Annotated in this window: 33 protein-coding genes; 25 read left to right on the top strand and 8 right to left on the bottom strand. The window is 61.5% G+C overall.

Annotated elements, in window-relative coordinates:
- Positions 1–16: 16 nt before the first annotated feature.
- From CK489_RS15295 to CK489_RS15325, 7 genes are all read right to left on the bottom strand, one after another.
- Positions 17–1,096 (bottom strand): tyrosine-type recombinase/integrase, encoded by a 1,080-nt coding sequence (locus tag CK489_RS15295; protein WP_095732829.1) that lies wholly within the window; start codon positions 1,094–1,096, stop codon positions 17–19.
- Positions 1,068–1,343 carry a helix-turn-helix transcriptional regulator gene (locus tag CK489_RS15300; RefSeq protein ID WP_198960931.1) on the bottom strand — a complete coding sequence of 92 codons (276 nt, stop codon included), beginning with the start codon at positions 1,341–1,343 and terminating at the stop codon, positions 1,068–1,070. Before CK489_RS15300 ends, CK489_RS15295 begins: the two co-directional genes overlap by 29 nt.
- 178 nt (positions 1,344–1,521) lie before the next feature.
- Positions 1,522–2,307: a hypothetical protein gene (locus CK489_RS15310; protein WP_095732831.1), complete on the bottom strand. Its 786-nt coding sequence runs from the start codon at positions 2,305–2,307 to the stop codon at positions 1,522–1,524.
- 1 nt (position 2,308) lies between these two features.
- Entirely contained in the window at positions 2,309–2,806 is a 498-nt protein-coding gene (locus CK489_RS15315) for a hypothetical protein (RefSeq protein WP_095732832.1), read from the bottom strand.
- Between the two features lie 25 nt (positions 2,807–2,831).
- Positions 2,832–3,056, bottom strand: a complete 225-nt coding sequence (locus CK489_RS15320; RefSeq protein ID WP_095732833.1) for a hypothetical protein — start codon at positions 3,054–3,056, stop codon at positions 2,832–2,834.
- Positions 3,057–3,065: 9 nt separating this feature from the next.
- Positions 3,066–3,233 carry a hypothetical protein gene (locus CK489_RS41345; protein WP_158226446.1) on the bottom strand — a complete coding sequence of 56 codons (168 nt, stop codon included), beginning with the start codon at positions 3,231–3,233 and terminating at the stop codon, positions 3,066–3,068.
- A 72-nt stretch (positions 3,234–3,305) separates the two neighbouring features.
- Positions 3,306–4,163, bottom strand: coding sequence for a hypothetical protein (locus tag CK489_RS15325; protein ID WP_143278159.1), 858 nt, complete (start codon positions 4,161–4,163; stop codon positions 3,306–3,308).
- Positions 4,164–4,782: 619 nt separating this feature from the next.
- Here CK489_RS15325 and CK489_RS15330 point away from each other — a divergent pair.
- From CK489_RS15330 to CK489_RS15360, 7 genes are all read left to right on the top strand, one after another.
- Positions 4,783–5,142, top strand: a complete 360-nt coding sequence (locus CK489_RS15330) for a hypothetical protein (protein WP_245350383.1) — start codon at positions 4,783–4,785, stop codon at positions 5,140–5,142.
- 266 nt (positions 5,143–5,408) lie between these two features.
- Positions 5,409–6,317, top strand: a complete 909-nt coding sequence (locus tag CK489_RS15335; RefSeq protein ID WP_095732835.1) for a DUF7146 domain-containing protein — start codon at positions 5,409–5,411, stop codon at positions 6,315–6,317.
- Complete coding sequence (locus tag CK489_RS15340; RefSeq protein WP_245350384.1) at positions 6,314–7,606, top strand: virulence-associated E family protein; 1,293 nt, start codon at positions 6,314–6,316, stop codon at positions 7,604–7,606. The genes CK489_RS15335 and CK489_RS15340 overlap by 4 nt, the downstream gene beginning before the upstream one ends.
- Positions 7,607–7,814: 208 nt before the next feature.
- The gene (locus CK489_RS15345) at positions 7,815–8,180 is read left to right on the top strand and encodes a hypothetical protein (protein ID WP_095732837.1); all 366 of its coding nucleotides are present in this window, start codon (positions 7,815–7,817) and stop codon (positions 8,178–8,180) included.
- Positions 8,177–8,458: a hypothetical protein gene (locus CK489_RS15350; RefSeq protein ID WP_095732838.1), complete on the top strand. Its 282-nt coding sequence runs from the start codon at positions 8,177–8,179 to the stop codon at positions 8,456–8,458. Before CK489_RS15345 ends, CK489_RS15350 begins: the two co-directional genes overlap by 4 nt.
- Positions 8,455–8,766: a hypothetical protein gene (locus CK489_RS15355; protein ID WP_095732839.1), complete on the top strand. Its 312-nt coding sequence runs from the start codon at positions 8,455–8,457 to the stop codon at positions 8,764–8,766. The genes CK489_RS15350 and CK489_RS15355 overlap by 4 nt, the downstream gene beginning before the upstream one ends.
- A gap of 29 nt (positions 8,767–8,795) precedes the next feature.
- Entirely contained in the window at positions 8,796–8,987 is a 192-nt protein-coding gene (locus tag CK489_RS15360) for a hypothetical protein (RefSeq protein WP_095732840.1), read from the top strand.
- Between the two features lie 14 nt (positions 8,988–9,001).
- Here CK489_RS15360 and CK489_RS15365 read toward each other — a convergent pair whose 3' ends face one another.
- The gene (locus CK489_RS15365) at positions 9,002–9,232 is read right to left on the bottom strand and encodes a hypothetical protein (protein ID WP_198960932.1); all 231 of its coding nucleotides are present in this window, start codon (positions 9,230–9,232) and stop codon (positions 9,002–9,004) included.
- Positions 9,233–9,309: 77 nt separating this feature from the next.
- Between CK489_RS15365 and CK489_RS15370 the strand changes: the two genes are divergently transcribed.
- The 18 genes from CK489_RS15370 to CK489_RS15455 all read left to right on the top strand — a co-directional run bounded on the left by CK489_RS15370 (position 9,310) and on the right by CK489_RS15455 (position 26,894).
- A complete protein-coding gene (locus CK489_RS15370; protein WP_095732842.1) occupies positions 9,310–9,912 on the top strand; it encodes a DUF6362 family protein in 603 nt (200 codons plus the stop codon).
- On the top strand, positions 9,902–10,477 hold the full coding sequence (locus CK489_RS15375; RefSeq protein WP_158226447.1) for a GIY-YIG nuclease family protein: 576 nt from the start codon (positions 9,902–9,904) through the stop codon (positions 10,475–10,477). The genes CK489_RS15370 and CK489_RS15375 overlap by 11 nt, the downstream gene beginning before the upstream one ends.
- A 52-nt stretch (positions 10,478–10,529) precedes the next feature.
- A complete protein-coding gene (locus CK489_RS15380; protein ID WP_143278160.1) occupies positions 10,530–10,748 on the top strand; it encodes a hypothetical protein in 219 nt (72 codons plus the stop codon).
- Positions 10,749–10,779: 31 nt separating this feature from the next.
- Complete coding sequence (locus tag CK489_RS15385; protein ID WP_095732845.1) at positions 10,780–11,259, top strand: terminase small subunit-like protein; 480 nt, start codon at positions 10,780–10,782, stop codon at positions 11,257–11,259.
- Complete coding sequence (locus CK489_RS42270) at positions 11,234–12,616, top strand: hypothetical protein (RefSeq protein WP_143278161.1); 1,383 nt, start codon at positions 11,234–11,236, stop codon at positions 12,614–12,616. The genes CK489_RS15385 and CK489_RS42270 overlap by 26 nt, the downstream gene beginning before the upstream one ends.
- 9 nt (positions 12,617–12,625) lie before the next feature.
- Entirely contained in the window at positions 12,626–14,206 is a 1,581-nt protein-coding gene (locus tag CK489_RS15395; RefSeq protein ID WP_143278162.1) for a hypothetical protein, read from the top strand.
- 199 nt (positions 14,207–14,405) lie between these two features.
- Positions 14,406–15,044, top strand: a complete 639-nt coding sequence (locus CK489_RS15400; RefSeq protein WP_143278163.1) for a hypothetical protein — start codon at positions 14,406–14,408, stop codon at positions 15,042–15,044.
- A 149-nt stretch (positions 15,045–15,193) separates the two neighbouring features.
- The gene (locus tag CK489_RS15405; RefSeq protein WP_143278164.1) at positions 15,194–15,421 is read left to right on the top strand and encodes a hypothetical protein; all 228 of its coding nucleotides are present in this window, start codon (positions 15,194–15,196) and stop codon (positions 15,419–15,421) included.
- 18 nt (positions 15,422–15,439) lie between these two features.
- Complete coding sequence (locus tag CK489_RS15410; RefSeq protein ID WP_095732850.1) at positions 15,440–16,540, top strand: hypothetical protein; 1,101 nt, start codon at positions 15,440–15,442, stop codon at positions 16,538–16,540.
- Positions 16,541–16,553: 13 nt separating this feature from the next.
- Positions 16,554–17,558 (top strand): phage major capsid protein, encoded by a 1,005-nt coding sequence (locus CK489_RS15415; RefSeq protein ID WP_095732851.1) that lies wholly within the window; start codon positions 16,554–16,556, stop codon positions 17,556–17,558.
- Between the two features lie 13 nt (positions 17,559–17,571).
- A complete protein-coding gene (locus CK489_RS15420; RefSeq protein ID WP_095732852.1) occupies positions 17,572–18,567 on the top strand; it encodes a DUF4097 family beta strand repeat-containing protein in 996 nt (331 codons plus the stop codon).
- A gap of 65 nt (positions 18,568–18,632) precedes the next feature.
- Complete coding sequence (locus tag CK489_RS15425) at positions 18,633–19,235, top strand: hypothetical protein (RefSeq protein ID WP_095732853.1); 603 nt, start codon at positions 18,633–18,635, stop codon at positions 19,233–19,235.
- Entirely contained in the window at positions 19,235–19,942 is a 708-nt protein-coding gene (locus CK489_RS15430) for a phage adaptor protein (protein ID WP_095732854.1), read from the top strand. The genes CK489_RS15425 and CK489_RS15430 overlap by 1 nt, the downstream gene beginning before the upstream one ends.
- A gap of 143 nt (positions 19,943–20,085) precedes the next feature.
- Positions 20,086–21,486 (top strand): hypothetical protein, encoded by a 1,401-nt coding sequence (locus CK489_RS15435; RefSeq protein ID WP_095732855.1) that lies wholly within the window; start codon positions 20,086–20,088, stop codon positions 21,484–21,486.
- Positions 21,483–21,881, top strand: coding sequence for a GNAT family N-acetyltransferase (locus CK489_RS15440; RefSeq protein WP_095732856.1), 399 nt, complete (start codon positions 21,483–21,485; stop codon positions 21,879–21,881). The genes CK489_RS15435 and CK489_RS15440 overlap by 4 nt, the downstream gene beginning before the upstream one ends.
- Before the next feature lie 2 nt (positions 21,882–21,883).
- Entirely contained in the window at positions 21,884–22,867 is a 984-nt protein-coding gene (locus CK489_RS15445) for a tail fiber domain-containing protein (protein WP_095732857.1), read from the top strand.
- 176 nt (positions 22,868–23,043) lie between these two features.
- Entirely contained in the window at positions 23,044–24,738 is a 1,695-nt protein-coding gene (locus CK489_RS15450) for a M15 family metallopeptidase (RefSeq protein WP_158226448.1), read from the top strand.
- Entirely contained in the window at positions 24,738–26,894 is a 2,157-nt protein-coding gene (locus tag CK489_RS15455; protein ID WP_095732859.1) for a hypothetical protein, read from the top strand. Before CK489_RS15450 ends, CK489_RS15455 begins: the two co-directional genes overlap by 1 nt.
- Positions 26,895–26,903: the final 9 nt, after the last annotated feature.

Below are 26,903 nucleotides of genomic sequence, written 5' to 3' on the forward strand. Positions count from 1 at the left end.
CGCGCGTTGATCTCTCTCACCTTTTTGTCGATTTCCCCAAACTCGCAGATTTGGTTTGGGGAGTTCTGTTCGCCTTGTGGTCCTCGAGCTTCACGATCGCACGTCGACCGCCGCGGCGCCGATCGGCCTCGCGCGTGTAGCGTTCAGCCTCAGCAAGAGTGAGATGGCCCATCGCCGCCATGATCTCGTGAGCCGTCGCGCCGGCATCGGCGAGCAGCCGGCCAAACGTCTTGCGCAGGCCGTGCGGCCGGCAATCGAGCGGCAGCTTTGCCTTGTCCATTGCGTCGCGCATCCACCCGCTGAAACCGTCGACGGTGAACGGCTTCCCGTACTCGGTTGTGATGATGCAGACGTGCTTGCGCTTCAGTGCGTCGAGCGCCTTCTTAAGCGATATCGCTTTTGCGACCGCAACAGCGACACCAGTCTTGCGTCTGGTGTATTCGAAGTCGGGCGCGTCGGCCTGTATCCAGGTCGTGACATGCGTGTCGACGCGCGCGGTGCCGACGTTCAACATGAGCTCGTAGGCTGCGCGCTGCTTGGTTCCGAACTTCCAGCGCTTCTCGAAGGCTGCCATCTCGGCATCAGTCCAAGCGCGAATCTCCTTCGACTTGCCGCGCTTGATGCCTTCTGACGGATCCCGGTCGATCCATTTCAGATCTTCCTTCGCATGGCGGATCAGGATGCGGAGCTTCTTGAGGGTGTCTATCTTTGCGCCTGGGCGGTTGGACAGCGGCTTGAGGATCACGTCCTCAATGCGCTCTTTCGTCAGGCCGGTGGCGGAGCGGTGCCCGTGGTCCCGCTTGATCTGGTCCATGCGGCTGCGATAGCCGGACTTGCTCCCATCGCCGAGTGACCGGAAACCCTCGCTGTCGAGATAGGAAGTGATCAGCGCTCCGATTGATCGTGGAGTATCCGTGCGGATCTTGGGTCGCGCGCTGACCTCGCCGGTCACTGCTGCAGCATAGGCGAGCTTGAACTCGTCGGATTCTGGATCGTCGGGAAGCTTGGTACGAGGGCCCTTCCCCACACGATATGAGAGATAAGCGTGCCCCTTGACGACGTTGCGTTCAACGTTGGGCGGCAACCGGCGGCGCATCTGTCCATCCGAAGTCATCTGGGAAACTGACAACGCCGCCCTTTCGAGGAAGGTGGTCGACGGCGATATCGAGTTCCCGAACATCCCAAGCACTCCGGTTATCTGTCAACCGCTTTGCCGCCGGCATCGTGCCATTCTGGACGAGCTGATCGAACAAGGTCGGGGAAACGCACACGTAAGCAGCCGCTGCATCTCGGCCAATCAGCCTCGGCGCCAAGGTCGGGGGAAGGGCGACTTGCTTGGTCATCTCCGCTCCCACCAGGCCGACGCGGCCAAGAGAATGAGACAGGCCATGAAGACTACAAATCCAACCGTCTCGATCACCGGACCGAATGAAAAGAGGAGGGACGGACGCGACTCCCTGGGGGCACAGGACGCCGCGTCCGCCATACCGACGTCAGTGGGCGTTGACATCGGGATCGACATTATCGTGTTCCCAGTTCCGCAAGCCGATTTGCGAGACGCCTGCTGAGTGAAGCGACTTGGTATGGATTGAGGGAGCAGGTTACAGACGGTCCGCAATCCATTCGCGCGAGAGACCAAAGGAAGCGAGCTGCTTCCTGGCAATCCGATCGAGTTACGAGCTTGGTGCTGGAAGCTTCAAAGAGCAGGCTATCCAAGGCGCTCCGGCGCGCTGCGGCCTCGATTCGCAATGCCCATAAACCGGACTGCCGCTGATCTTCGATCACAGAAGCCGTGACGCTCTTGAGTTCTTTCAGCAGCGCGATCTTCCGTTCCTTCACGTACCGAATGTTTATCGGTCCTTCGCCATTCGCGCGCTTTTCTTCGATCCATCTGTCGCAATAACGGATGATTTCCGAAGCGAAGCTGGTTTCGTGGTTCGCAGCTTGGCTTAAGCGGACCGTGGGATAGGCGATCCGTCTGTTTTCAGGCAGCTGGGCGTGCATTAGCTCGAGGCGTTTCTTCGCTGCAGCGAAGTTGCTGTAGGCCTTCCTGGCATCGGCAAAGACCACTGGCGCTGTCTTGACGCCATTCCGGGCTTTGCGGGTTGCTCGCACGATCCTTGCGGCAAGTGGGCCATATTCCTGATGGAAAATTTCCGCGAAGGACTTCTGCTTCTTGAGCGCAGTGCTTGGCTCCGGCACCGCCTTTGCAGCCGCTACGATGACGGGCGGTGCGTTGCCGCTGCTAATCGGCTTTCCGATGGCAAGATGGCCGGGCGCCATCACGTTGTGATCTGCCTGAAGCATGTTAGACCCTTTCTTCCTTGGCCATCGTGATGAAAGGCAGGTGCGATGTCTTCGCGATCATTGCTGCTCTTTGAAAATGGATGACGTCTTTCACAAGCGAGAGCACCAATGCGCTCTGCAACTCGTCAAGCTGGATGTCGCCCGGGAAATTCGACAGATCGTCCATGATCGCCTCGACAAGGCCGGCCTTCGCGCGAAGTCCGTCCAATGTGGTCGGGCTCAGATCGAGGGCGGCGCGAAGCGCCCGATCGGCACGGGATCGGGAGATGTCGTCACTCAATGCCGCAAATTCGGAATCGGTCGGGTCGATCTTGTATGGCGCCTTACCGGCAGCGATCTGCATCGCGCATTCGATGCAGTTTTCGATCAGATCGGCGTCTGGATGAGCCGGACGCCTCTTCACGCTGCGCCGCGTCGAGCGCGGCTTGTCGATTTGCGCGAAGTCGATGACTGCTGCCTGAGTGGCCTGCTCGCTGGTGTTAACCTGTGTCATTGCCATATGCCCCTTGTTGAAAGTTGGTTGATCACGGCAGCGCCTTCCGCACGAAGCGGAAGGGACGCACCTTGCGGTATTGGAGCGGGATCGTCGGATCCGGGATTGCCGGCCGGTCACCGGTCGCGATGAATGGCTCGCCGTCGAGCATCACCAGCTCGGGATAGCCGGCGCCGACTTCGATCACGACGTGGCCTGTCTCGACGAAGCGGCCGTCGATGCCGATCAGCTTGATGGACTGGGAGCGAACAGTCATCGGTGAACCTCAACCGAGGACGCGGAGGCTGCGGTCGCGGCAGAAGTCGAGTGCGGCCTGTTCGCTGGAATAGAAGCGCTCGCCGACCAGGAAGGAGCCCTGCGTCATGTAGCGGAGGAGGACAGAGCCGTTCGGCTGCTGGATGATCTGAGCGGTGCCGAGGGTGAGGCGTGCCATTGATAGCTCCCGTCGTGATGACGGGACGCATAATGCGCTTTTTTGCGCATACATCAAGCGCTAAAATGCGCATCAGTCAGGAAATTTGAGCTCCTCAAATCTCTCATTATAAGGCTGAATCGCCGAAATTATAATATATTCAATAACATATTCGGGCGGTGGGGAAAGTGTGAATTTCTCGTGCCGGGTGTATTTCACCTCAAAAGGGGCGCGCCCTGCATAAATGTCGGGCGGTCGGTTTGCTACCGGCTCTGCCCGCGACGAGAGCCACATGTCTCCCTTCGGACTAACGACGAAGTTTCGGATGGTTAGCTCTGTATTCCCTGTATCATCGCGCCGAGAGATCACGACGTAGTCGCCGATTTCAAGATGATTGAAGAGCCGCGAGCAAATCACCACGGTGCCGTGCGGGAACGTTCCCTCTGCGTGCTGGTCGGCAACCACCATTCCTAGGAGCCCGTGAGGCTTTAGCGATTCTTCTCGGCCGCCGCCGGTGTGAAGCGCATTCGGAAGCAAAATCGAGACGAAAAACTGCGATCGGACGGGCCACAAATGGCTGGTTTTATAGGATCCAGCCCGTAGCGCGGATCCGACGCGGACATTTACGACGGAGTAGCCCGTAGGGTCGGATAGCTGCTCTTCCGTGCGGCGACCTGCGTAGGCCTCAGAGAATTTATCGCTGTTGATCTTAGATGCGGCTTTAATCAGCTTTTGAAGGGTCTTTGCGGTCATTCCCTTGGTCTGGGTCGTGTCCGCGATAAACTTGTTGATTGTAGAAGGGGCAACCTCCGCGGCCCGGGCGAGCTCGGTAGGCGTGATGTCCAGGTATGTGCTAACTTTTAGGATCCAGTCCCGTAGACCTTCTAGAGATGGCTCAGAGGGCATCCGTATGTGGTCAAATGGGTGCTGGTGAAGATCGTCTAGGGGCATGTCGATACTCAAGGCGCATTATTGCGCACAATACCATGAGTGCCCGGAACTAGAAGGCGCATTTTCGCGCTTGTATCCCGAAGCGAATGCGCTATATTGCGCATTATGGACCTCACTTCCGAAATTGCCCGTATTGAGCAGGCGGCGGCACCGCGCTCGATCTCAATTCGTTCGATTTTGAAGCGGGCCGACCTGGCTCCTTCAAACTGGGCGCGATGGAAGAAGGGGGAAACGAGTCCTTCCGTTAAGACATGGGCCCGGGTGCTGTCAGCAGCTGACAGCCTGCTCAATGCACCGAAAACCCCATCCGCCGATAATACAGCGGTCCGTGCCTCTCGATCAGATCAGCGTCCCACGCCCGATACCGCGCGATCGCAAGAGCCAGGTGAAGCTGGCGCGTCCGTGGTGCCGGCTGACGGCGATGCCTCTGAGCCTTCATCGATAGATCCTTCTGAGGTGCGCGCATGATCGCTGCGCCTGCGTTTCCATTTCGACACGTCGTCAAGTTTTCCAGACAGCGACGACGGGTCGATAGCGTCCAGTATGCGTTGCGTATGTTGCGTTAGGTGTACCCAAGCCATCCGTGGGCATCTCCTTTCGAGAGACAGGAGAACCACGGATGGCTTCGGAAAAATCCGACAAGCTTTCACGGAATAAAAAAATGGTGGGGCGTGCAGCGACGTTGGACGAGGCCGCGGGCCTGCTTCGGCAGATCGCAGGTGCTCGCCACGCTGACGAGTCGATCAAGGCTGTGCTGCATCGCCTGCAGCGCAAGCTGACCGGCTGGTCTGCGGGTCGCATCCGGGATGTTTGGTATCGGGACGATCGCGTGCGTTTGCGTGCGGAAGAAGTCGAACAATTGCGCGCGCTCGTCGAGCCGCACGCCACCGGGACAGAGAATGAACTTTCCGAACTTCGAAACCGAATTGCACGGCTCGAACGTCTCCTGGAAGCAGCGAGCTCGCCGATCCATCGCTAAGGCATTGCTGCGTGCGAGTATTGCCGGTGCCAAAGGGCTCGAGCGCCTTGCGCTCTGGATTGATCCGACATTGGAGCAGGACGCGAAATGACAGCTTGCGACAATTGTCGGTTCTACGAACAACACCCACGCCAGACCGAGTTCGGAGAGTGTCGGCGGCATGCTCCGCGACATCCGGGCAACACCGATGCAGAGAGCTCGGAACTGTGGCCGCGTGTCTACTGTGAGTTTTGGTGCGGCGAGTTTCAGAAGTACGAGGAGCCGGAATGACGGCACTCGACCCTCGTCAAATCGCGAAAATCATGGGCGGAGACGTCATCGGCCGCGATGCCGTCAATGTCCCAGGACCCGGGCACAGCAAGACTGACAGATCGTTGTCGATCAAGATCGGCTCCAAATATCCAGCCGGGTTCGTGGTGTTCAGCCACGCCGGTGACGATCCGATCGAGTGCCGCGACTTTGTCCGAGATGCGCTGGGTCTCGGCTCGTTCAGGGGTGAGCAGGAGCAGGAGCGGCGCCGGGCACCTTTGTCGGTGGTCGTGAACACGGGCGCCAGCATTGTGAACGATAAGAACAAGGATTGGGCTCTCCAGATTTGGCAGCAATCGGTCGATCCCGTCGGCACGATCGTGGAGGGTTATCTGCGCAACGAGCGTGGTCTCGAGCTCGGCACCGATATCGCCGGGCGCGTGGTGCGCTTCCACGGCAGCCTGAAATACGACCAGTTCAGGCGCTTGCCGGGGATGGTGTGCCTGATGCGCAGCATCTTGTCTGATGAGCCAGTAGCCATTCACCGGACGTTCCTGGATCGCGACACAGGTGCCAAGGTCGACCGCAAGATGCTTGGCCCCGCCAAGGGCGCCGCGATCAAGATCGACCCTCACGCCAGTCTGGATGGCCGCCTGACCATAGGCGAGGGTTTCGAGACCACGCATGCGGCGCGCCACGCCGGTTTCAAGCCCGCCTGGGCGCTCGGCTCGGCCGGCGCAATAGGCGCATTCCCGGTGTTGCGTGGGATCACGCAGTTGACCCTTCTCAAGGAAATCGACCCCACGAGCGACCTTAAGACGAATGAATGCGCGAAGCGCTATTTGCGCGCCAGGCGCCACGTCAAGGTCATCACGCCGAACGTGGGAACGGATTTTAACGACGTGTGGAAGGCATCTCAGCGATGAGTGAGACCTTTTACACTATCAATGACATGGAGCCACCGAACTTCGCCGAGGGCATTCCTGGCTGGATCGCCAACTGCATGGTCGACGACAAGGGGCGCATCATCGCCAACCTTGCCAATGCCATGGTGGCATTCCGATCAGCGGCAGAGTTCAACGGTGCGCTCAAGTACGACGAGATGCTTTCCGCGGCGATGCTCTTTCGGCCCGTGCCGATCTTCGGGCAGGAACCGGACGAGTTCGAGCTGGATCCACAGTGGCGACCGCGACCGATCTCCGACATCGATGTAACAGCGATGCAGGAATGGATGCAGCTCGCCGGTCTGCCGCGGATCAGCAAGGAGATCACGCATCAAGCTGTTGATCTCGCAGCGCAGGAAAACGCTTTCCATCCGGTCCGGAACTATCTCAACAGCCTAACATGGGACGGCAAAGACCGGTTATCGATCTGGCTGTCGTACTACCTCGGCGCGGAGAACACACCATACACCAAAGGTATCGGGCGCATGTTCCTGCTGTCGATGGTTGCGCGCATCTTCAAGCCCGGTTGCAAGGCCGATTACATGATGATCCTGGAAGGGCCGCAGGGTGCCCGAAAATCGACCGTCTGTGCGATTTTGGGCGGGGAGTGGTTTTCAGACAATCTGCCCGACGTCTCAAGCGGGAAGGACGTTTATCAGCATCTGGCCGGGAAGTGGCTGATCGAGATCGGCGAGATGGCCGCAACCAGCAAGGCGGACGCGACCGCGCTCAAGGCCTTCATCACCAGATCGACAGAGCGATATCGGCCAAGCTACGGGCGCAAGGAAGTCATCCAGCCGCGGCAATGTGTCTTCATTGGGACGACGAACAAGACGGACTACCTCAGGGATGAGACCGGCGGCCGGCGCTTTTGGCCGGTCAAGGTAACCAGCATCGATACTGACAGCCTGCTAGCGGACCGTGATCAGCTCCTCGCGCAAGCTCTTCACGAGTTCCGGGCCGGCGCGACGTGGTGGCCCGATGGCGACTTCGAGCGAGAGCACATCGTCAAGGAGCAAGAAGCGCGCTTCGAGGTCGACGCCTGGGAGCCGATTGTGCGTCGCTATCTCGATACAGCGACTAAGGTGCTCATCAGCGAGGTCGCGCGCGATGCGCTGCAAATGGAGGCCCAGAAGATCGGCACCGCCGACCAGCGGCGCATCGCGGCGATCATGGAGCGCCTCCAGTGGAAGCGGCTGCCGAAGGATGGGCGCGGGAACCGATACTGGGCACCGCTCGATGGCTGGAAAGACAAGGAGCCGAGATTTTGAGCAATTCGAGCATCCATAAGCGAAGCGAGCCAACGGCAGACGGCACAGTTCGGCGCACTTCCTATACTGACTACAATACGCGCGCGCGCATAAGGAGACTCCATAGAACTTGTGCCGTGAGCGCCGTTGTCCGCCGTGTGCGCCGTAGCGCTCAACAGACGGCGGACGGCACACCACGGCGCACATTTAGCTGCTTGGAGCTGGCGAGATGAGAAATCCGCTTCAGCTCCTCGCGGCGGCGCCGGATATTGCCGGGCTGCACCCGGTACTCGGTCAGTGGCATCGGCAAGGTTCCTGGATCAGAGGCAAGCGCCGCGGCAGCTATGAGGCCTGCTACCGCCGGTCCAGTCCCACTGAGTATCGATATCCGGTCGTCGACAGTGCGGTGATCAACGACGAGGCCGCTGTCAGCTGGATCCTCAATCGCATGACGCGGAGCTTTCCGCGCACTACACGCGCGCCGGCCCTCGCACCTTACGACGGTTGGGAGGCCGCGTACGGCGGCGTCAATCCTGACCAGGCACAGGCGATGGACGGCAGAGCATTTCTGAGCACAAACGGAGGAAACCCGTGAGCGGCGATTATGACGACGAGTTCAACTGGCGAGTGGAGAACAGCGACGTGGTGGTTCCAGATCAACGCGCGACAGCGGTTTACGTGAACGGTTGGGGCCAAGCTGTCATCAGGCAGGAACGGGCTTGGGATGAGGAGCGTGACACGTTTGTGGTGATCGATCACGCCCATTTGCCGACGCTCATCGCTGCGCTGATGAAGATCGCCGATGTCGCGCCCGTTCGTGACGACAGCCCTGGCACCGTCGTGCCAGATGAAGCGGGACCCGTCGGCCCATGACGCCAGATCAATTCCTGGAGCGAAACCCAAACTGGAAGCAGGACGCCTCTGAGCTGTGCGGGCTCACGGTCCTGCGGATGATTAAGGATGCCCGGCTGCCGACGCCGTGGACGGATGACACGGTGACGCTGATCGGCGATCTGGCCACGAAAATGACGCTGGAAATATTCGAGAAGCACCGCGACCAGATGGGCGATGCCGTGTTCGGCGAGCTGGTGCTGTTCATGGGCGAGGAGGCGAAGCGGTACGCGAATCTGGCTCGTCATGGCACCGAGCTCGCCGCGTCACGGCGGGAGACGCTGCAATGACATCGGATAGGCGACCGGCGAACACGGACATGATCGAGGGTTTCAGGGACGGTTACGACCTGACGTCCCCAGAGCCGTCGGCAAATCGTTCGGCCAGCTACCGCCATGGCTTCATGGTCGGCCGGTTGGATAAGACGCCGACGGGGCAGCATAGCGCGGCCGATCTGGATCGAATGGCGGACGCTGCAATGGAAGCGGATGATCGGAGGGCATTGCGATGATGTTGTTATGCACATCACCAGTCCGGCCGCAGGACATACCGCTGCTTGAGTCTGTTGGTCGTTGCTTTGACCGCGTCCTGGATGCGGTCGACGTCTGCACCGTCCCTCACGGTGACATTGAGCCGCCAGTCATCGGCGATGAGGTCGACCTCCACATGAGCGATGTACTCGCCTCCGGGGACGCTTCGAAGTTCTCGAAGGGCTACCAGCTCCAAATCCTTTGCAGAGATCATCGTGGTGACCACCGCAGAACTCCCTACAGGAGCAGGCATAACGCCGATTCCAAGGATGGTGTTCCTATGATCCTTCGACTGGAGACGAAATGACGCCGAAGCAGCAGCATGCCGCCCTCAAGGTCGCTATCAAGCGCGCGATCGTCGTCCTGGATGCGCTCGGGGACAGCGAGCTCAAATTCCAGAATGTTTCTCAGGTCTGGAATCGTGCGACGGCCGATGCCGCCTTGGCCTACGGCTACAACGAAACGCGGGTGCGGATCGTGCCGACCGCCCGGGAGATTGCGCAGGCCGAGACAGTGGCGGACTGGCTGGCGTGGCTCGGGCATCACCATGGCGGCGTACCGCGGCTCGTGGCCTGGGCGAACGATGAGCCGATTTGGCGCATGGCTGAGCGCGAGGGCTGCAGCGAGCGGACCATCCACAGCCGGATCGACCGATCCGTGGCGCTGATCCTCAGCCATTTCGGCGACGTCGACATGGACGTGCCCGTGTTCGATGAGAAGCCGCAGCCGGCGCACATGCCGAACTTCATGACCCAGAGGGTTATGGCCGGGGATAACCCGGTCGTTAACCCGCACGGCAAGGTCTGGATCGGCGGCGTCGGCTGGATGAAGGACGGCAAGCGTTGGCATGATGGGCAGCACAAGGCGGCTCGTTTCGAGGGTGCGAGGAGGGCCAATGGCAATTGATCTTTCAGCGTACACGCCGCGGAAGCGTAAGCACCTCAGGCAGGTGAAGGCGTGCTGCGTTTACGTCATCGGGGAGAGTAATGCCGGCCCCATGAAGATTGGCATCGCGGGCGACATCGTTCAGCGGTTCAAGCAGATCGATGAATCCGGCAGCGCCAAGCAAGCAGTTCACTATCTCATGTGGACGCCTGGCCGTCCCGTCGCCACTCGGATCGAGAATTACACCCATTCGCTCCTGCTACGCGCTGGGCGGGGGCTGAAAGGGGAGTGGTTCAACGTTGATCTGGAAACGGCGAAGATGACGATCAAGTGGGCCGCGCGCGAGCTTTACCCGAACGCCAGCCTTTACTCGCACGAGAAAATCATTGCGCAGTTGGAAAAGAAGGTGATGGAGCGACCTCGAAAATATGCTGCCGTTGACAGTCTGCAGCAAATCAACGATATTCCCGAAATATCCGGTGAGTTCGGAAGTCTGTCTTCAACTCACTCCTCCTTCAAAAATCCGGTCCGAGACGTCGCTCAAATGCTTGAGGACGAAGGGCATTTGATTGTTCGGAAGGTGTAATCGATCAGCCCGCCCGGCACCCCCGCGGCGGGTTTTGTCATTGGAGGCTCGGATGAGCACGCTGACTGCTGCTGATAGGCGTCACATGCCGTCGAAAGATTTTGCCGGGCCCGGTCGCACGTTTCCGGACGGTGATGCCGAGCACGCCCGGCTGGCGATCGGCGGAGCGACGCGCGCAAAGGACGCCGGCAATATCTCGGCTGAAGAGGCCAAGCGGATTCAACAGAAGGCGCGCCACAAGCTGCTCGCAGACACCCTCGTCAAGGGATAACCAGGGAACGGCGATCAAAAGCCGAACCGAGATGCCAAAGAAGAAAGCCCAGACCGGGCGTCCAACGACCTACACGGAAGAGATTGCAAAGGTCATCCTCCAGAGATTGACCGAAGGCCAGACGCTGCGCGCCGTGTGTCGGGACGAGGCGTTGCCCGCGGAATCGACAGTGCGGACTTGGGCGCTGGAGGACCGCGAAGGGTTTGCGGTCCGATATAGGGCCGCGCGTGAGATCGGTTATCACACGATGGCCGATGAGGTGCTTGAGCTCGCCGACGACGGCCGGAACGATTGGATCGAGCAGCAGGGCGAAGGTGATCAGAAGACCTACAAGCTGAACGGTGAGCATGTTCAGCGCTCGCGGCTTCGGTTCGATGCGCGGCGGTGGTTGCTGTCCAAGGCGCTCCCGAAGATTTATGGCGACAAGCTGGAATTGGCGGGGGACAAGGACGCACCGCTGACGGTGGTGATCCGCAAGTTTTCAGATGGCGGAAATCCTCCTACCGAATAGGTGGGAGCCGCGGGACTATCAGCGGCCTCTCTGGAATGCCCTCGAGGCCGGGTGCAAGCGTGCGATCGGGATCTGGCACCGTCGGGCCGGTAAGGACGATGTTTGTTTGCACTGGGCGGCTGTGTCGGCGTTCGAACGGCCCGCGACCTATTGGCACATGCTGCCGGAGTACGCTCAGGGGCGCAAAGCGATCTGGAATGCGGTCAACCCGCATACCGGCATCAGGAGGATCGACGAAGCGTTTCCGAGGGCGCTGCGGTCGAGCACGAATGAGCAGGAGATGTTCATTCGGTTCAGGAACGGCGCGACATGGCAGGTCGTCGGGTCGGACAGCTACAATTCGACGGTGGGTTCTCCGCCAGCTGGTGTGACGTTCTCGGAATGGGCGCTGGCGAACCCTGCGGCGTATGCGTACCTCGCGCCGATCCTGGTCGAGAATAACGGCTGGGCATTGTTCATTACGACCTCGCGCGGACGCAACCACGCGAAGTCGATGCTGGACATGGCGCGGGACAGCAAGGACTGGTTCGCCCAGGTCCTGACGGTCGACAACACGGGAGCGATCTCGCGCGAAGCTGTTGAGGTCCAGCGCAAGGAATATCACGGCATCTACGGCGATGAGGCCGGGGATGCCCTGATCGAGCAGGAGTACTATTGCTCCTTCGAGGCTGCCGTCCTCGGCTCGTACTGGGGCAAGCAGCTCAGGGAAGCGGAGCAGGGTGGCCGGATACTTGATGTCCCGGTCAATCCCGATCTGCCGGTCAGCACCGCATGGGATATCGGTGTCGACGATGCGATGGCGATCTGGTGCTTCCAGGTCTATCCAGACCATATCGACGTTGTCGACTACTACGAGAACCACGGACTCGGGTTCGACCATTACTGCAAATGGCTCGACGATCGGAACTATCACGGTACCGACTGGGTGCCACACGATGCCAAGGTTCGAGAGGCCGGCGCACCAGGCGCACGGACGCGAATTGAAACCCTGATCTCGCTCGGTCGAAAGCCAGAGCTGAGCCCGAACCAGAAGCTGATGGACGGCATCAACGCCGGCCGTCGGACGATCCCGTTTGCGAGGTTCGATCGGCTCAGGACCGCGCGAGGGCTCGATTGCCTTCGCGAATACAAGGCCGAATGGGATCAGGACAACCGGGTCTTCAAGAAAACGCCGGATCACAACTGGGCATCGCACGGTGCGGATGCTTGGCGGTGCCTTGCGAATGCTTGGCGGGCGCCGATGAGGGAGCCGGAGAAGAAGCCGGAAGCCCCGATAGTCACGCCCATGCAGGAAATGACGATCGATGCATGGATCAACGACGAGCCGAGCGACAGTTTCGCGCGGGAAACATGGTGAGTGAACAGCTTGTCTGACGAAACCCCGGACGATAGCGGCAAGGACAGTGACGTCGCTCACTGGCTGACCGAGATCGAACGCGCGCAGAACACGACGGCTATGAAGCGCTGGGAGGAGCGCTGCCGCAAGATCCGTGACAGGTATCGGTATGAGGCGTCAGCAACCGTCAAAAAGCGCGGCTATCAGATGCTGTGGTCAAACATGGAGACCATGAAGCCGGCCGTCATGTCGAAGCCGCCAAAGGGGGCCGTGCAGCAGCGGTGGAAAGACCGTGACCCGGTGGCCGGCAAGGCAACCGAGATGCTGCAGCGCGCGATCAATTTCACCTTCGAAGCCAACGACTATATGTCGAAGTTCCTGCAGGTGAGGGACGACTATCTGCTCTATGCGCGGGGCATTGCTCGGGTGAAATACTCGCCGGTGTTCGACACCGTCACCCAGGAAGCGGGGCAGCCGGACGACGCTGCGATCGATCCAGCGCGGGATCTGGAAGAGCAGGCCAAGGAAGCCTATGCGAGCCCGCAGACGATCCTGAAGTCCGAGAACGTCGTGCTCGAGTTTTACCAGCGCGCCGACTTCGTGCATTCGATCTCGCGGACGTGGGATGAGGTCGAGTGGGAGGCGTTCCGCGGCTATCTAGGACGTGATCAGCTGGTCAGTCGGTTCGGCAAGGAGATCGGTGGCGCGATCCCGCTCGATGCGACGTCCGATGAATCCGACAAGGGCAAAAACAATCCGAGCCTTCCGACCTCGAAGGCAACGATCTGGGAGATCTGGGACAAGGTGAAAAACGAAGTGCTTTGGGTTGCCAAAGGCTATCCCAAGGTGCTCGAGCGCGGACCGCCTTATCTGAAGTTTGACGGGTTCTTTCCGAACCCAAAGCCGGCCTACGGCACGCTGACGAACGACAGCCTCGAGCCGGTGCCGGATTATATTTTCTACAAAGACCAGGCCGACGAGGTCGACATGCTGACGGCGCGCATCGGCTCGCTGCAGCAGTCCCTGAAGTTCGTCGGTTTCTATCCGGCCGGCCCGGAGGGTGAGGGCCAGCCGACGGTCGAGCGGGCGATGAGGCCCGATTTTGAAAACAAGCTGGTCGCGGTGAGGTCGTGGGCGGCCTTCACTGAGGGCGGAAAGAACGGCGTCCCGATCGTTTACCTGCCGATCGACCAGGTCGCAAACATCCTCAAGGCCTGCGTCGATCTTCGGAAGCAGCTGATCGAGGACATTTACCAGATCTATGGCCTGTCCGACATCATGCGCGGCGATGGCGATGCCAGCGAGACGGCGACGGCGCAGTCTATCAAGGCCCAGTACGGATCGGTGCGCATCAAGACCCGGCAGGATGAGATGGCGCGGTTTGCTCGCGACGTCACCGGGCTGGTCGGTGAGGTGATTTCGACGTGCTTTGCCCCGGAGACGATCATGCAGATGGCGAACATGCCGCTCCCCAGCCAGGCGCAACTCGAACAGGCGGCGATTGAGCAGCAGCGTCAGGCGTTGATTGCGAGCGCGCTGGCACCGAAGCCGCCTCAGATGGGCGCACCGCCGGTGCCGGCCGCGCCCCAACAGATGGGAGCTGTAGCGTGAGCGGTTGTGGCGATTGCCAGTTCTACAACGAAGAGTTCGAGCATGAGGGTAAGAAGTACGGATTTTGCTTCCGATACCCGCCTGTGGCTTTGGCCGAAACGAAGAGCACTTCTCCGATCGTGCGCAGGGAACTGCGGTCCTGCGGGGAATTCAAGCGGAAGTCCAAGCCTCGGATTAGCGCCAAGAGGAAGGCCCGCAAGTGATCCCGGTTCAGCCGCCGATGCAGGGGCAGCCATTGCCGCAGCCCCAGCCGCCGGCACCGCAGCAGCCTCAAGTAACGATCGATGCGGTGATGGCGTTGCTGCGCGACGGCATGACGCGCCGCTTTCGCATCGATATCGAGACAGACTCGACGATCACCGGTGACGAAAGCCAGGAGCGCCAGGATCGTAACCAGTTCATCGAGGCGACGACCAAGTTTGTGCAGGCATGGGGCCCGATCGTGCAGGCGAACCCCACTCTTGCGCCGCTCGCGGGTGGCCTTCTGAAGTTCGGCTTGTCAGCCTTCCGGTCCGCTCGTCCGCTCGAGGAGCTATTCGACGAAACGGTCGACAAGCTGGAGGCGCAGGCAGCTCAGCCTAAGCCTCCGCCGCAGCCGTCGCCGGATGAGGTGATCAAAGCCCAGACGGCTCAGCAGAAGGGCACCGCTGAGATCGTCAAGGCGCGGACCGAAGCTGCTGCAAGCGTGCAGGATGCCGCCGTCAGAGAACGATCGGCGCAGATCGATATGGCAGGGAAGGTCATGGACCACCAGCATAAGACGGCCGAGCACCAGATGGCGATGGAGCGCGCTGCGGTGCAGGCGCTCAACCCTCCAACATCGCAGGGGCCGGCCTGATGCAGCGTCTTTGCCGGGCTTGTGGCGAGTTTCACGATCTCGAGCAGCCTTGGCCAGCGCGGTGCGGTGGTCATTTCCGAGCTCGCGGTCCGCGGTCATCGCTCGCGTTCCCGATGGTCGTCTCGGATGCCATGGCGCCGATCCAGAGCATGGCCGACGGCCAGTTCTATGACTCGAAGGCCGCGCTACGGGAGCACTACCGCGATCGTGGTGTGATCGAGATCGGCAACGAAATTCCGGCAGCGATGAAGCTGGCGGAGCAGAGGCCCGAGCGGCCGAAGATCAGCAAGGCGGAAATTCACGGCGCCGTTCAGAAGGTCCGGCAGGGCTACAAGCCGCGACCGATGACGGTACCTGAGTTCAAGGCCGCCGACTAACCGAGAGGGATCAAAACCTTGGCAGAAGAAGCTACCGACGTGCTTTCGGGCACGAGCGAACAACCTTCCGCGCCCAGCGTCCGGGAATCGATCGAGGCCGCCGTCGCACAGCAGCGAGAGTCGCCGGATACTGGCGGCGAGCAGCAACAGCACGCCGCCGAGCCCGCACCAGCGGCCGAAAAGGCGCCTGCGGATGGGCGCGACGAAAAGGGCCGGTTCGTTGCCAAGCCGGCCGCTGCGCCCGCGCAGGCTGAGCAGGGCAAGGACGTTGCGCAGCAGGAGCCCGCAGCTGCGGCCGACCAGCAGGCACCGAAGACGGCAGCGCCGCCGACGTCCTGGTCTCCGACTGCCAAAGCCGCGTTCAAGGACCTGCCTCAGCCGGTCAAAGACGCGATCAGCAAGCGTGAGGAAGAGGTCAACAACGGCTTCGCCAAGCTTGCCGAGTACAAGCCGCTCGATCAGTGGATCGAGGAGGCGAAGCGGGGCGGCACTGATCTCGCCACTGCGGTCGCGACCTATCGCGGCATGGAGCTCGAGCTTCAGAAAGATTTTGTCCACGGGATTGCGCTCATAGCGCAGCGCCAGGGCGTCAACCCGTTGCAACTCGCTCAGGGAATTGTTGCCCGGTTCGGCGGTGGTCCGTCTCAAAGCGGACAGCCGGGCGCACAGTTTCAGCCCCATCAACATGGCCCGACTGTGGATCCGTCAATCGCTGCACGACTGGACGGACTGGAACAGACTTTCCGGAATCAGCAGCAAGCCAGCGTGAACGATGAAATCGAGCGCTTCGCATCAGACCCGAAGCATCCGTATTTCCACAACGTTCGCGAAACGATGGGCCATCTCATGAACGCGGGTCAAGCCACGTCCATGTCCGATGCCTACGAGAAGGCTTGCTGGGCCAATCCGGAAATCCGCGCGCTGCTCATCAAGGAGCAAGCCGCGCCAGCGCCGGCCGCAAGGGCTGACGACGCCGTTTCAAGGGCGCGCGCAGCCGCAAAAGCAACCGGGGGCACACCTCCAGCCGGCCTCGCAGTGCCATCAGGCCTGCAGGTCCCGGCGGGCGCCTCTGTCCGTGACACCGTCGTCGCTGCCGTGAATGCGCAGCGCGGCCTTTAAAGGACCTCCATAGATGGCCTCTCCTCTCGTTACTTCAGTCGATTGGGGTGACGTCACCACCACCACGCTCGAAAGTCGTTCGCGCGTGCTGGGTGACAACATCACCAACAACAACGCACTCCTCTCGGTGCTCAAGCAGAAGGGCAAGCAGAAGCCTTTCACCGGCGGCCGCGAGATCTTCCAGGAACTGCGCTATGCGCAGAACCAGACGTTCATGTGGTATTCCGGAACTGAGTTCCTGAACATCTCACTGAACGAAACGATGACCGGCGCGCGCTTCCCGATCAAGCAGGCGTCGATCGCTGTCGTGCTGTCCGGCCTGGAGCAGATCCAGAATGCCGGCGACGAGCAGATGATCGATCTGATCGAGGCTCGCGTCGATACCGCTGAGGACACCTTCTGGAACCAGATGTCCGCGGCGGTCTACTCGGACGGCACCGGTTTCGGAGGCAAGCAGCTCAATGGCCTTGCGCTGCTGGTCTCGAAAGCCCCCACGTCCGGCATCGTTGGCGGCCTCGATCGGTCTCAGCAGGTGTGGTGGCGGAACTCGGCGATCAACGCCAATACCGACACCCGCGGCGTCGTCTCGGCGACGAACATTCAGTCGTACATGAACTCGATGACGCTGGGCCTGAAGCGCAATAGCGACGGCGTCGACATGATCGTGTTCGACACCAACTATTACGGCTTCTATCTGGCGTCGCTGCAGGCGCAGCAGCGCATCACGACCGCACCATCGTCGAAGGCCGGCGCTGGCTTCACCTCGCTGAAATATTACGGCGCGGGCAAGGAAGTCGACGTCTATCTCGACGGCGGCAAGAATGGCCAGATCCCGGTGAATACGGGGTACTTCATCAACTCCGATTACCTGTTCTACCGCCCGTCCGCGAAACGCAACTTCGTGGTGATCGGTGGTGATCGGACCCCGACCAACCAGGACGCCATCGTCCGGCTGATGGCGTGGGCGGGCAACATCACTGCGAACAACCTGTCCCTCCAAGGCGTACTTTGGCAGTGAGGAGAACCGACACATGACCATTGCACTCAATCAGTTCGAGGCCGTCGGCGCTCGCAACTATCAACCCGAAGGTCCGTTCGGCGCCGCCGGACAGACCCCACTTCCGTCGTTCCGCCCTGGCTCGGTGGCTGCCGGCGATACGGAGGCAGAGTACGTCTATCTGCTCTTCGCTCCGACCGCTTCGCAGACCGTCAACCAGGGCGACGCGATCACCTGGGACAACAGCTATATTGCGACCGTCACCCCGGCCGCGGCCTCAGGCTCGATCGCATTCGGCGCCAACGTCGGCGCGTTCTACCTCGGTGGACGCATCGGCGATCCGGCGGCGGCTCCCAATGCCGGCAATAGCTGGTCCTTCACGTTCCCGGCTGCCGGCGTTTATGGCATCTGGGTTCAGCGGGCTGGGACCGGCCTGATCAACTTCGCGACCGTCAACGCACAGACCAAGCCTGTGATGACGTCCGCGGTGGCTGGTCAGCTCACGGCTCCGTCTGCGGCTCTTGCGACGTCGATGGGCATCACCGGTTTGAACGCGGCGCCGACCAGCGGCACGTTCACGGCGAATACCACGAATGGCTCAGTCAACCTGACGAACGTGTCGACGAACAAGTTCCTGGCAAAGGGTCAGACCCTTTCGGGAACGGGCATCGCCACCGGTGCCACGATCGTCGATATCCAGGGCTCGACCGTGGTCATGTCGCTCGCGGCGACCGCGGGCGGCTCTGGCGTGACGGTGACGGCCAGCAACGGCTCGACCTACGTGACCACCACGAACGGATCGGCCCAGCTGACCAATGTGACGTCGATCGCTGGCATCTATCCGAACCAGACGATCACCGGCACCGGCATCCCGGCATCGACCACCATCGTGTCGATCTCGGGCAATGCCGCGCCGTACACGATCACGATGAGCGCCGCGGCGACCGCGACCGCCAACAACATCAATGCGACCGTGTCGGGCTATCAGGAAGCGTTCCTGCGCTGGCCCTATGTGAGCTCGCAGAACTGACGAACTGGGGCCGCTCTTCGGAGCGGCCCTTTCTCCTTCTCTCATCCGATCAAAAGGACAGGACTATGCTCGACGACATTGGCAGCGCGTTTGGAACTGAGTTTGCGACCATCGGCATGGGCGGCAATGCCGAATTTGCCGATCAAAACAAGGGCGTCACGCCCGTCTTTTTCGTTCTCCCAGTGCAGGACGATGCGGCTACCGAGAAGGCTGGTGCGCTCCGCATGCAGGAGCAAGAGATGGTCCGCATTCACGTCGCGGGAGACACGCTGAACGTCGCGACCTCTCCGGTGACGGAGGACATCAAGCAACGGTTTCCCGAGCAGTATAAGAAGTGGAAGGAAACCCGCCAGGAACGCCATATCGTCGGCACGCCGCTGAAGGCGTGGCCGCTGATCCCCGCAATCCGGATCTTCGAGTTCGAGGCGCTGGGCATCTTTTCGGTCGAAAACCTGGCCGAAGTCGCGGACGCGAATATCCATCGGCTGGCAGACGGGCGCGCCTGGCGCGAGAAGGCAAAGGCCTGGCTCGAGGCCGCCAAGAAGGGTGGTGCGGCAGCGAAATATGCCGCGGAGAACGAGCGCCTGCGGGAACAGGTGGCGAGCCTCGAGAAGCGGCTTGAAGAACTGGCGGCGATCGTCAAGGCCTCAAGCAAGGAAGCCGCCTGATGTCTATCCTGAGCGTGCTGAAGACAGCCATGCCGTTGTGTGGCCTGCCTGCGCCCGCTCAGGCGGTTTCGTCCGTCGATCCAAACACCGCAAAGTTCGTCGCGATGGCTCAGGACATCGGCGACGAACTGCGGGAGCGGTTCTTTTGGCGCAATCTCAACATCGCCGGCCAGATTACTGGCGACGGGACAACCACGCTTTTCCAGTTGCCGGCCGATTGGGCGCAGCTGTCGCCGGGGCAGCAACTCTATTCGTCGGTGAATACGTTATCGCCGCTCTACGGCCCGATCACGAACGAGCAACTGGCCGGTCTCAAGGCATCACTGGTTGCTCCGGTGCGCCCGGTATGGCGCATCATCGGATCTGCTCTTGAGTTCTTTCCGGCGATCGGGGCCGGGGAGATCATCACGTTCAACTATTACAGCACCAACTGGGTCTCAAACTCTGACGGGAGCCAGCGCCAGCCGAACTTCGTGCTCGACAGCGATTTCTCGATGATCGACGAGCTCGTCTTGCGGCGTGGCCTGATCTATCGATGGAAGGAGTCGAAAGGCCTTGAGTGCTCGGCTGACCAGGGGCGCTATGAGCGGGCACTTGATCGGTCCGCCGGCCGCGAGGATGCCGAGCGTATCACGTCCACGGCAGCCCCAGTGCTCGACGTCGATGGTTGGTGGCCCGGAACGGTTACCTTCGTGGGGTCTGTATGAGCAGACGGCGTCCTCCGCCGTCTCAAACTGCGTTTCTACCGGCGCCGACGGCTGGGTGGTACGTTGGCGACAATCTGTCCACAGCGCCTCCCGGCACGGCATATATTCTCGATAACGCTTTTCCGCAGCAAGACTATGTCCGGATGCGTGGTGGCTCGCTGGCCTATGCGACGGGGATGCCATCCGCCACCGTGATGTCGTTAATGCCGTTCATCAGCGGCACGAGTAGCAAGTTCTTCGCGGTCTGCAGCGGCGGCATCTACGACGTGACGAACAGCGGCGCTGTCGGTGCTGCCGCGGTGTCCGGACTCAATTCCACGGCCTACATGGAGTACATCCAGTTCACCAACGCGGGTGCAACGTGGCTGATCTGCGTCAACGGTGTTGACGCCGCCCAGCTCTACAATGGTACGAGCTGGACAACGACGCCGGCCATCACGGGCCTGACGGGGGGCAATCTTGCGTTTGTCTGGCCGTTCAAAAGTGCCATCTACGGGGTGCAGGCGGCTTCTCTGCAAGCTTGGTATCTAGCTCCGAGTTCAATTGGCGGAGCTGCCACGAAATTCGATCTGTCGGGCATCTTCAAGTACGGCGGCTATCTGCTTTGCGGAACATCGTGGTCTATCTCGTCGAATAGCGGGCTTTACGAGACGAACGTCTTCATCACCTCGGAGGGCGAGGTGGCGATGTACGACGGGCTTAATCCGGCCGACACAGCCTGGACGTTGAAGGGGCTCTATAAGATCGCCAAACCGCTTGGGCGCCGCTGCATCATGAAAGCCGGCGGCGACATTGCGGTGATGACGGAGGACGGCATCGTACCGATGTCGCAGGTCATGACACTGGACCAGATCGCACTCCAGAACGTCGCGGTGACGAAGCCCATCGCGCCAGCGTGGCGGAATGCCGTGATCGCGCGTCAGGGGATATCTGGTTGGCAGATTGTGACGTGGCCGCTGCAGAGTATGGCAATCATCAATCTGCCCAAGGCAACGGCTGGGGATGTCACGCAGTTCGTGGCGAACGTGCGATCGGGGGCGTGGGCGCGGTACGTCGGCTGGGATGCAAACTGTTTCGGGGTCTACAATAATCAGCTGTTCTACGGCACGTCAGATGGCCGCGTATTGCAGGCTGAAGTAGGGGGGCAAGACGACGGCAAAAACTACACCTGGACCGTCTTTCCGTCCTATACCGATCTGAAGTCGCCTGCGAACGTCAAGCACGTCAAGATGGTCAAGCCGCGCCTGCAGGCGTCCTACAACGTGACGCCGCAGGTGACCGTGAAGGTTGATTTTGACACCACGTCTCCGCTGGCGCCGACGGCCAGCGTCCCGGCCTCGAGCGGCGCGCTGTGGGACGTGGCCCTTTGGGATGTCGGCATGTGGCCGCCCGCACTGGTCGATCTATCGGCTTGGACAGATGCAGAGGGGTTCGGCGCCGTCGTGTCGCCGGTCCTTCAGCTGACCTTGTCAACCTCGATCACGCCCGACGTTCGGCTGAACTCGACCGAACTACTGTACGAAGTGGGGGCCCCGCTGGGATGATCGTGGTGTTTCAGGATACGGCGCGCGCGAAGCGTATTGCCGAGCCGGCCCTGAATTGCACGTTCTCCGAGCCGATGATCGGGCTGGTGATCGAGCGAGACGGCGTCGATGTAGGCTCCGTGATACTCAACGGCTACACGCCCGGCTGCAACATCGATCTGACGGCAGTCGGACGCGGTGCTTGGACGCCGTTCGTGGTGAGAGATATCGCCCGCTACTGCTTTGCGCGGGTGAAACGGATCACGGCTCGCACGAGCGTGGAGAATAAACCGGCGATCAAAAGCCTGACGAAACTCGGCTTCAAACCGGAGGGCATCATGCGGGATTTCTTCCCGGGCGGTGATGCCATCTGCATGTCGCTCCTCAAGAGCGAGCAACGATTGATCAGGCTGTAAAGATGGATTCTCCCAAAGCACCGGATCCTTACGCGACCGCAGCGGCGCAAACGCAGTCGAATGTTCAGACTGCGAAGACGCAGCAAGAGATGAATATGGTCAACCAGTCGAACCCATATGGGTCGCTGACCTATACTCAGAGCGGAACTGCCACGGATGGCACGCCGCAGTTTACGGCGACCACGGCGCTAACACCAACCGGTCAAGCGCTGTTCGACAATGCCAACACGCTTGCGGGCAAGCAGCAGTCTATCGCTAACACGCTTTTGAATAGCGGGCAGGGCGCATTCTCCGGGAAGCCGATCGATCTGTCCTACAACGGAACTTCAGCAGCACTCGACGCACTGAACAAGGCTCGTCTCGATCCCCAGTGGCAGCAGAACCAGAACACGTTCGATGCGCAGATGGCTGCGCAAGGGCTGCAGCCCGGGATGCCCGGCTATGACAATGCCTACCGGAATTTCATGGTCGGCAAGAACGACGCATACAACAGCGCAAATCTGGCCGATTACCAGACCGCGGTGAATACCGCCCTCCAGGAGTACAATCAGCCGCTCCAGACCTATTCCACGCTGGTGAACGGCACGTCGCCGCAGATGCCGGGTGCAGCCGCGGTAACGACGCCGCAGACCAATGTGGCGGGTACGAACATCGCAGGCATGGTCCAGCAGAACTATCAGGACCAGCTGAACGCCAACAACGCGACGATGGGCGGCCTGTTCGGGTTGGGCGGCACACTGGGTGGCAGCATGCTTCAGGGCATCGGGAAGGCCGGTGGCATGGCGGCATTCTTCTCGGATCGGCGCCTGAAGAGCGACGTCGTCCGGATCGGTACGCTTGAAAGCGGGCTGCCGGTCTACGAATACACGATCTTCGGCAAGCGGCAGCGCGGCGTCATGGCTGACGAGGCCGAGATGCTGTTCCCGGATGCCGTGTTCATGCATCCGAGCGGGTTCAAGATGGTCGACTATGCGGGGATCACCTGATGGCTATCGGTGATTACTCGATCGATACGAGCGGAACGCAGGGTGATGTCAATCGGCGCCGAGCGTATGCCGATGCGCTGATGCGGGCGGGCGGTGATAGCACGCCGATCAGGTCTCCATGGCAGGGCCTCAACCGGCTCGCCCAAGGCCTCATCGGCGGCTATCAGGCCGGCCAGATGGACCAGGAAGAGGACGCCGGTCGCAAGGCAGCAAACCAGCAGCTTGCCAGCCTGCTCCTCGGTGGATCTGGAGCGATGCCGGCGCAGGTTGCAGCCGCCACGCCAGCCATTGCGGGCAGCCCGGGCCCGACCGTTCCGAACGACGCCAACGCCATTCCGGGAACGGCCGGCATGGATCAGCGGCTCGCCGATCGCACCCAGGATTTCATCCAGGACAATCCGGGGACCTCGCTTTCCAGCGGCGTTCGCAGTCGGGATGATCAGGCCGCGCTCTATGCGGATCGGGCGAACAACCCAAACCCCGTCGCTCCTCCCGGCACATCCTTGCATGAGCGCGGCATGGCTGCCGACATTGGCGGGATGACGCCTCAGCAGCGCGCGATGCTGCCTCAGTACGGGCTGGCGCAGCCGGTCGCGAACGATCCGGTGCATGTGCAGCTGGCAGCCTCGAGCGACGAGGCCGCCCTTCCGGCAGCCGCACAGCCGACGCAGGGTGCTCTCCCCACCGCGGAAGCCGTGGCGGGCCAGCCGCAACGCATGGCTCAGAACCCGAACACCATGGCGGCTTACCAGATCCTCCAGAACCCCTATGCGAGCGCGGCCCAGAAACAGGTCGCCAGCGCGATCCTGAGCGCGAGCCTTAAGCCGCGCGAGCAACATAGCCAGGTGACGGATTCGGCCGGCAACATCTGGGACGTCAATCAGATGACGGGGCAACGGACCTTGTCGCTGAAAAAGGACCCGTCGTTCAGCGCGCCCTTCAAGGATGAGGATGGCAACCTGGTGCAGAAGGATGCGACCGGGAAAATCTCCGTGCTGTCGGCGGCCGACAAGACGCCGAACAGCGTCAGCGAGTACAAATATTACACGGACAATTTCGTCCCGACGCCTGAAAACCCCAAGCCGATGGACTATGCGACCTTCTCGACGGCGAAGGCCAGAGCAGGCGCGACGAACATCAGCAACAGCGTCGACCTCAACAGCGGCCAGACCTATGACAAGCAGCTGGCTGAAGGGCTCGGTAAGGCGCATGCCAGCTTGGCCAACGGTGTGGAGGATGCCCAGACTCGCGCGCGCGATATCGCTGCGATGCAGGGTGCTATCGACGCGATCCAGAAGAATGGCGGCACGACTGGCGGCATGGCTCCTCAGGCGCGGCTCGAACTCCAGAAATCGATCAATGCCGGCGCCTCGGCGCTCGGCATCAGCAAGCCGTTCAGCGAGGCCGATCTATCGGATCAGGAGTTCCTGACCAAGTTCAACCGCTCGATGGCCGGCGCCCAAGCCAAGAACGCTGTCGGCAGCCGTGTGACGAACTTCGAAATGTCGAACTTCCTGAAGGCGAACCCGGGTCTTGACATGACCATCACGGGCAATCAGCGGCTGCTCGGCATCCAGGCGCAGATTGAGCAGCGGAATATCGCTGTCGGCAACGCCATCCGCGATGCGACCGCTGAGGCGATCTCGCAAGGCAAGAAGGTCGATCCGAGGACGGTTGAAGGCATCATCCGGAAATACGACGAGGATCACCACATCAGCGACCCGTCGACCGGCCAGGACCTGACGCAGAGCTATGCGCTGCCGGAGTTCCAGAAGACTGGGCAGGGCACGAATGCTGGCCTCGCCGGGCGCCACGAAGAGAACATGAGCAAGGTTCGCCGGTACGATCCTGAAACGGGGACGCTGAAGTAATGGCCGGCGCGATCCAGATCAAAGCGCCGGACGGCTCGATCGTCGAGTTTCCGGCGGGGACCGCTGACGCCACGATCACGTCAGTGATGGCGCGCGAGTTCGGCGGTCCGAAGGCACCGAAGGCTGGACCGACGCCGGCTCCGACCACTGGCGAGGACGTGCCGGCCTATGATGCCATGGGCAACGCGACCGGGATGACCACGCAGGCCGTGGCGCCGTCCCAGATGTCCTATGGCGATCAGATGGGCCACACGCTCGGTGCGGTCGACAGCGGCGTCCGCGCGGTGGCCAACGGCATCCCGTTCATGGACCGGTTCGCGGCCGGCATGGGGGCTCTGACCGGCATCGGTGGCGAGCGCGGCGACTATAGCGGCAACCTCGAGAAGCAGCGGGCTGAGGATCAGCGGCTGGCTGAGGCAGCGCCAATCGCCAATACGGCCGCGCACCTGGTCGGCGGGGCGATGCTGCCGCTGGGCGCCGTGGGGGCAGCCGCGAAGGGGACTGGCCTTTTGGCTAAAACTCTCCTGGGAGCGGGCACCGGTGGTGCGTTCGGGGCCGCTCAAGGTCTGTCGGATACCCCCGACCTGACGAACATCACTGATGCCGCTGGACACGCAGGTAAGGGCGCGGTGGTTGGGACTGTGATCGGCGGCGTTCTTCCGGCCACCGGAAAGGCAATTGGCGCTGGCTATAACGCAATTGCGGACGCCCTGATCGGCGCCGAAGGCATGTCACGCCCGGCCGCGCGCCATCTCACGAGCGCTTTGGCAGCAGATACGCCGGCTGCTGTTCGTGGCAGGCTCGGTGATCTCGGTCCAGATGCGATGCTGGCCGATGCTGGGCCCGCCTTCCTTGGCAAGACGCAAGGAGCCGTGCTCAATAGCGATGAGGCGCGGTCGATCGGCGTCGGCGCTCTCAATGCAAGGAACGACGCGACGAATCGTCGGATCATGGGCGACGTTAACCGGGCGATGGGCCCGGCTGAGGATCCCCAGACGGTCACGAACGCCATCCGCGCGCGCAGGGCTGAAGTCGACAACGTGAACTATCCGGCCGCACTGAATGGAGCGCCGGACGTCCAGACGGCGCCGATCCTGGCGCAGCTCGACTACATGATCCCTCGTGCGGTTGGCATGGAGCGCCGGGCGCTGACCAACCTGCGCGGCATGATGATGACGACCGAGCGCCGGCCGCTGGTCGATGCTGCCGGCCATCCGCAATTCGACAATCTCGGACATCCTCGCTTCGAGGAAATCCCGGTCAACCAGCGGGACGCTGACGTCCTGCACAAGGTGAAGCAGGAGCTCGACAACGTCATCCAGTACGACGCGCCGGGCCTTGGCATCCCGGCCGGGGCCGTCGCGCGGCAGCAGGGCGCTCTTCGGATGATGCGCGGGCAGCTTAACGAGGCGCTTGAACAGCAGGTCCCAGGCTACGCAAACGCCAACCGTCAATCCGCGTCGCTTGCGCGGCGAGGCGACGCCGTCGAAGCCGGTACGCAGTATCTCGGCTCAGGCAAGACGACACCATCGCCTCAGCGGTTTGCTGATGAGTTCGGCCAGCTCGAGCCCGGCGAGCAGATCGCCTTCGCCAAAGGCTCCCGCGGCAATATCGATCGTGTACTCGGTACCAAGGCGAACGACCTGCAGGCCCTGAGAGGCGAACTGCAAGGCGAGGGTGGCTGGAATACCGCGAAGATCGCGACCGTTCACGGTCAGGACGCTGCCGATGAGTTGGCGGCGTCAGTCGACCGGAACCTGAAATTCCGCGATACCCATAACAAGGTCGTCGAAAACTCTCAGACGGCTCAGCGTCGCGCAGCAGCGGAGAACATGAAGCCGGAACCACCCGGCGAAATGCAGCTGATCACGCCGCAGACGACCGGCATCGGTCTGATCTCGGCCGGCGCGAAAAAGGCAGCGAACTGGGCCATCAACGGCATGCGGCCCGATCCGACGGCACAGTATGGAGAGATGGCGCGGATCCTGACGGCTCAGGGAGCGGCGCGCGACCGCCATCTGGATGCGCTCGCGACGTCGCTTCTCAGCCGTGACGCCAATCGCGCAGCAGCGCCGGCTATCGGGAATCGCGCTGCCTTGGCGGCAGCACTTCTTGAGAACGAGTATTTGCGCGATCGTACAGGTACGCGCCGATGATCACCGGGA

This window comes from Bradyrhizobium sp. UFLA03-84, from assembly GCF_002289535.1.
GTDB lineage: Bacteria > Pseudomonadota > Alphaproteobacteria > Rhizobiales > Xanthobacteraceae > Bradyrhizobium > Bradyrhizobium viridifuturi.

What these genes read in the sequence shown, in the direction of transcription:
- CK489_RS15425 (WP_095732853.1), top strand. Translation starts at nt 18,633, where the DNA reads ATGCTCGACGACATTGGCAGCGCGTTTGGAACTGAGTTTGCGACCATC.
- CK489_RS15385 (WP_095732845.1), top strand. Translation starts at nt 10,780, where the DNA reads ATGCCAAAGAAGAAAGCCCAGACCGGGCGTCCAACGACCTACACGGAA.
- CK489_RS15320 (WP_095732833.1), bottom strand. Translation starts at nt 3,056, where the DNA reads ATGACTGTTCGCTCCCAGTCCATCAAGCTGATCGGCATCGACGGCCGC.
- CK489_RS15420 (WP_095732852.1), top strand. Translation starts at nt 17,572, where the DNA reads ATGACCATTGCACTCAATCAGTTCGAGGCCGTCGGCGCTCGCAACTAT.
- CK489_RS15455 (WP_095732859.1), top strand. Translation starts at nt 24,738, where the DNA reads ATGGCCGGCGCGATCCAGATCAAAGCGCCGGACGGCTCGATCGTCGAG.
- CK489_RS15370 (WP_095732842.1), top strand. Translation starts at nt 9,310, where the DNA reads ATGACGCCGAAGCAGCAGCATGCCGCCCTCAAGGTCGCTATCAAGCGC.
- CK489_RS15415 (WP_095732851.1), top strand. Translation starts at nt 16,554, where the DNA reads ATGGCCTCTCCTCTCGTTACTTCAGTCGATTGGGGTGACGTCACCACC.
- CK489_RS15355 (WP_095732839.1), top strand. Translation starts at nt 8,455, where the DNA reads ATGACGCCAGATCAATTCCTGGAGCGAAACCCAAACTGGAAGCAGGAC.
- CK489_RS15300 (WP_198960931.1), bottom strand. Translation starts at nt 1,343, where the DNA reads ATGACCAAGCAAGTCGCCCTTCCCCCGACCTTGGCGCCGAGGCTGATT.
- CK489_RS15315 (WP_095732832.1), bottom strand. Translation starts at nt 2,806, where the DNA reads ATGGCAATGACACAGGTTAACACCAGCGAGCAGGCCACTCAGGCAGCA.
- CK489_RS15295 (WP_095732829.1), bottom strand. Translation starts at nt 1,096, where the DNA reads ATGCGCCGCCGGTTGCCGCCCAACGTTGAACGCAACGTCGTCAAGGGG.
- CK489_RS15450 (WP_158226448.1), top strand. Translation starts at nt 23,044, where the DNA reads ATGGACCAGGAAGAGGACGCCGGTCGCAAGGCAGCAAACCAGCAGCTT.
- CK489_RS15375 (WP_158226447.1), top strand. Translation starts at nt 9,902, where the DNA reads ATGGCAATTGATCTTTCAGCGTACACGCCGCGGAAGCGTAAGCACCTC.
- CK489_RS15440 (WP_095732856.1), top strand. Translation starts at nt 21,483, where the DNA reads ATGATCGTGGTGTTTCAGGATACGGCGCGCGCGAAGCGTATTGCCGAG.
- CK489_RS15310 (WP_095732831.1), bottom strand. Translation starts at nt 2,307, where the DNA reads ATGCTTCAGGCAGATCACAACGTGATGGCGCCCGGCCATCTTGCCATC.
- CK489_RS15340 (WP_245350384.1), top strand. Translation starts at nt 6,314, where the DNA reads ATGAGTGAGACCTTTTACACTATCAATGACATGGAGCCACCGAACTTC.
- CK489_RS15345 (WP_095732837.1), top strand. Translation starts at nt 7,815, where the DNA reads ATGAGAAATCCGCTTCAGCTCCTCGCGGCGGCGCCGGATATTGCCGGG.
- CK489_RS15335 (WP_095732835.1), top strand. Translation starts at nt 5,409, where the DNA reads ATGACGGCACTCGACCCTCGTCAAATCGCGAAAATCATGGGCGGAGAC.
- CK489_RS15435 (WP_095732855.1), top strand. Translation starts at nt 20,086, where the DNA reads ATGCGTGGTGGCTCGCTGGCCTATGCGACGGGGATGCCATCCGCCACC.
- CK489_RS15360 (WP_095732840.1), top strand. Translation starts at nt 8,796, where the DNA reads ATGATCGAGGGTTTCAGGGACGGTTACGACCTGACGTCCCCAGAGCCG.
- CK489_RS15380 (WP_143278160.1), top strand. Translation starts at nt 10,530, where the DNA reads ATGAGCACGCTGACTGCTGCTGATAGGCGTCACATGCCGTCGAAAGAT.
- CK489_RS42270 (WP_143278161.1), top strand. Translation starts at nt 11,234, where the DNA reads ATGGCGGAAATCCTCCTACCGAATAGGTGGGAGCCGCGGGACTATCAG.
- CK489_RS15445 (WP_095732857.1), top strand. Translation starts at nt 21,884, where the DNA reads ATGGATTCTCCCAAAGCACCGGATCCTTACGCGACCGCAGCGGCGCAA.
- CK489_RS15330 (WP_245350383.1), top strand. Translation starts at nt 4,783, where the DNA reads ATGGCTTCGGAAAAATCCGACAAGCTTTCACGGAATAAAAAAATGGTG.
- CK489_RS15430 (WP_095732854.1), top strand. Translation starts at nt 19,235, where the DNA reads ATGTCTATCCTGAGCGTGCTGAAGACAGCCATGCCGTTGTGTGGCCTG.
- CK489_RS15405 (WP_143278164.1), top strand. Translation starts at nt 15,194, where the DNA reads ATGGCCGACGGCCAGTTCTATGACTCGAAGGCCGCGCTACGGGAGCAC.
- CK489_RS41345 (WP_158226446.1), bottom strand. Translation starts at nt 3,233, where the DNA reads ATGGCACGCCTCACCCTCGGCACCGCTCAGATCATCCAGCAGCCGAAC.
- CK489_RS15325 (WP_143278159.1), bottom strand. Translation starts at nt 4,163, where the DNA reads ATGCCCCTAGACGATCTTCACCAGCACCCATTTGACCACATACGGATG.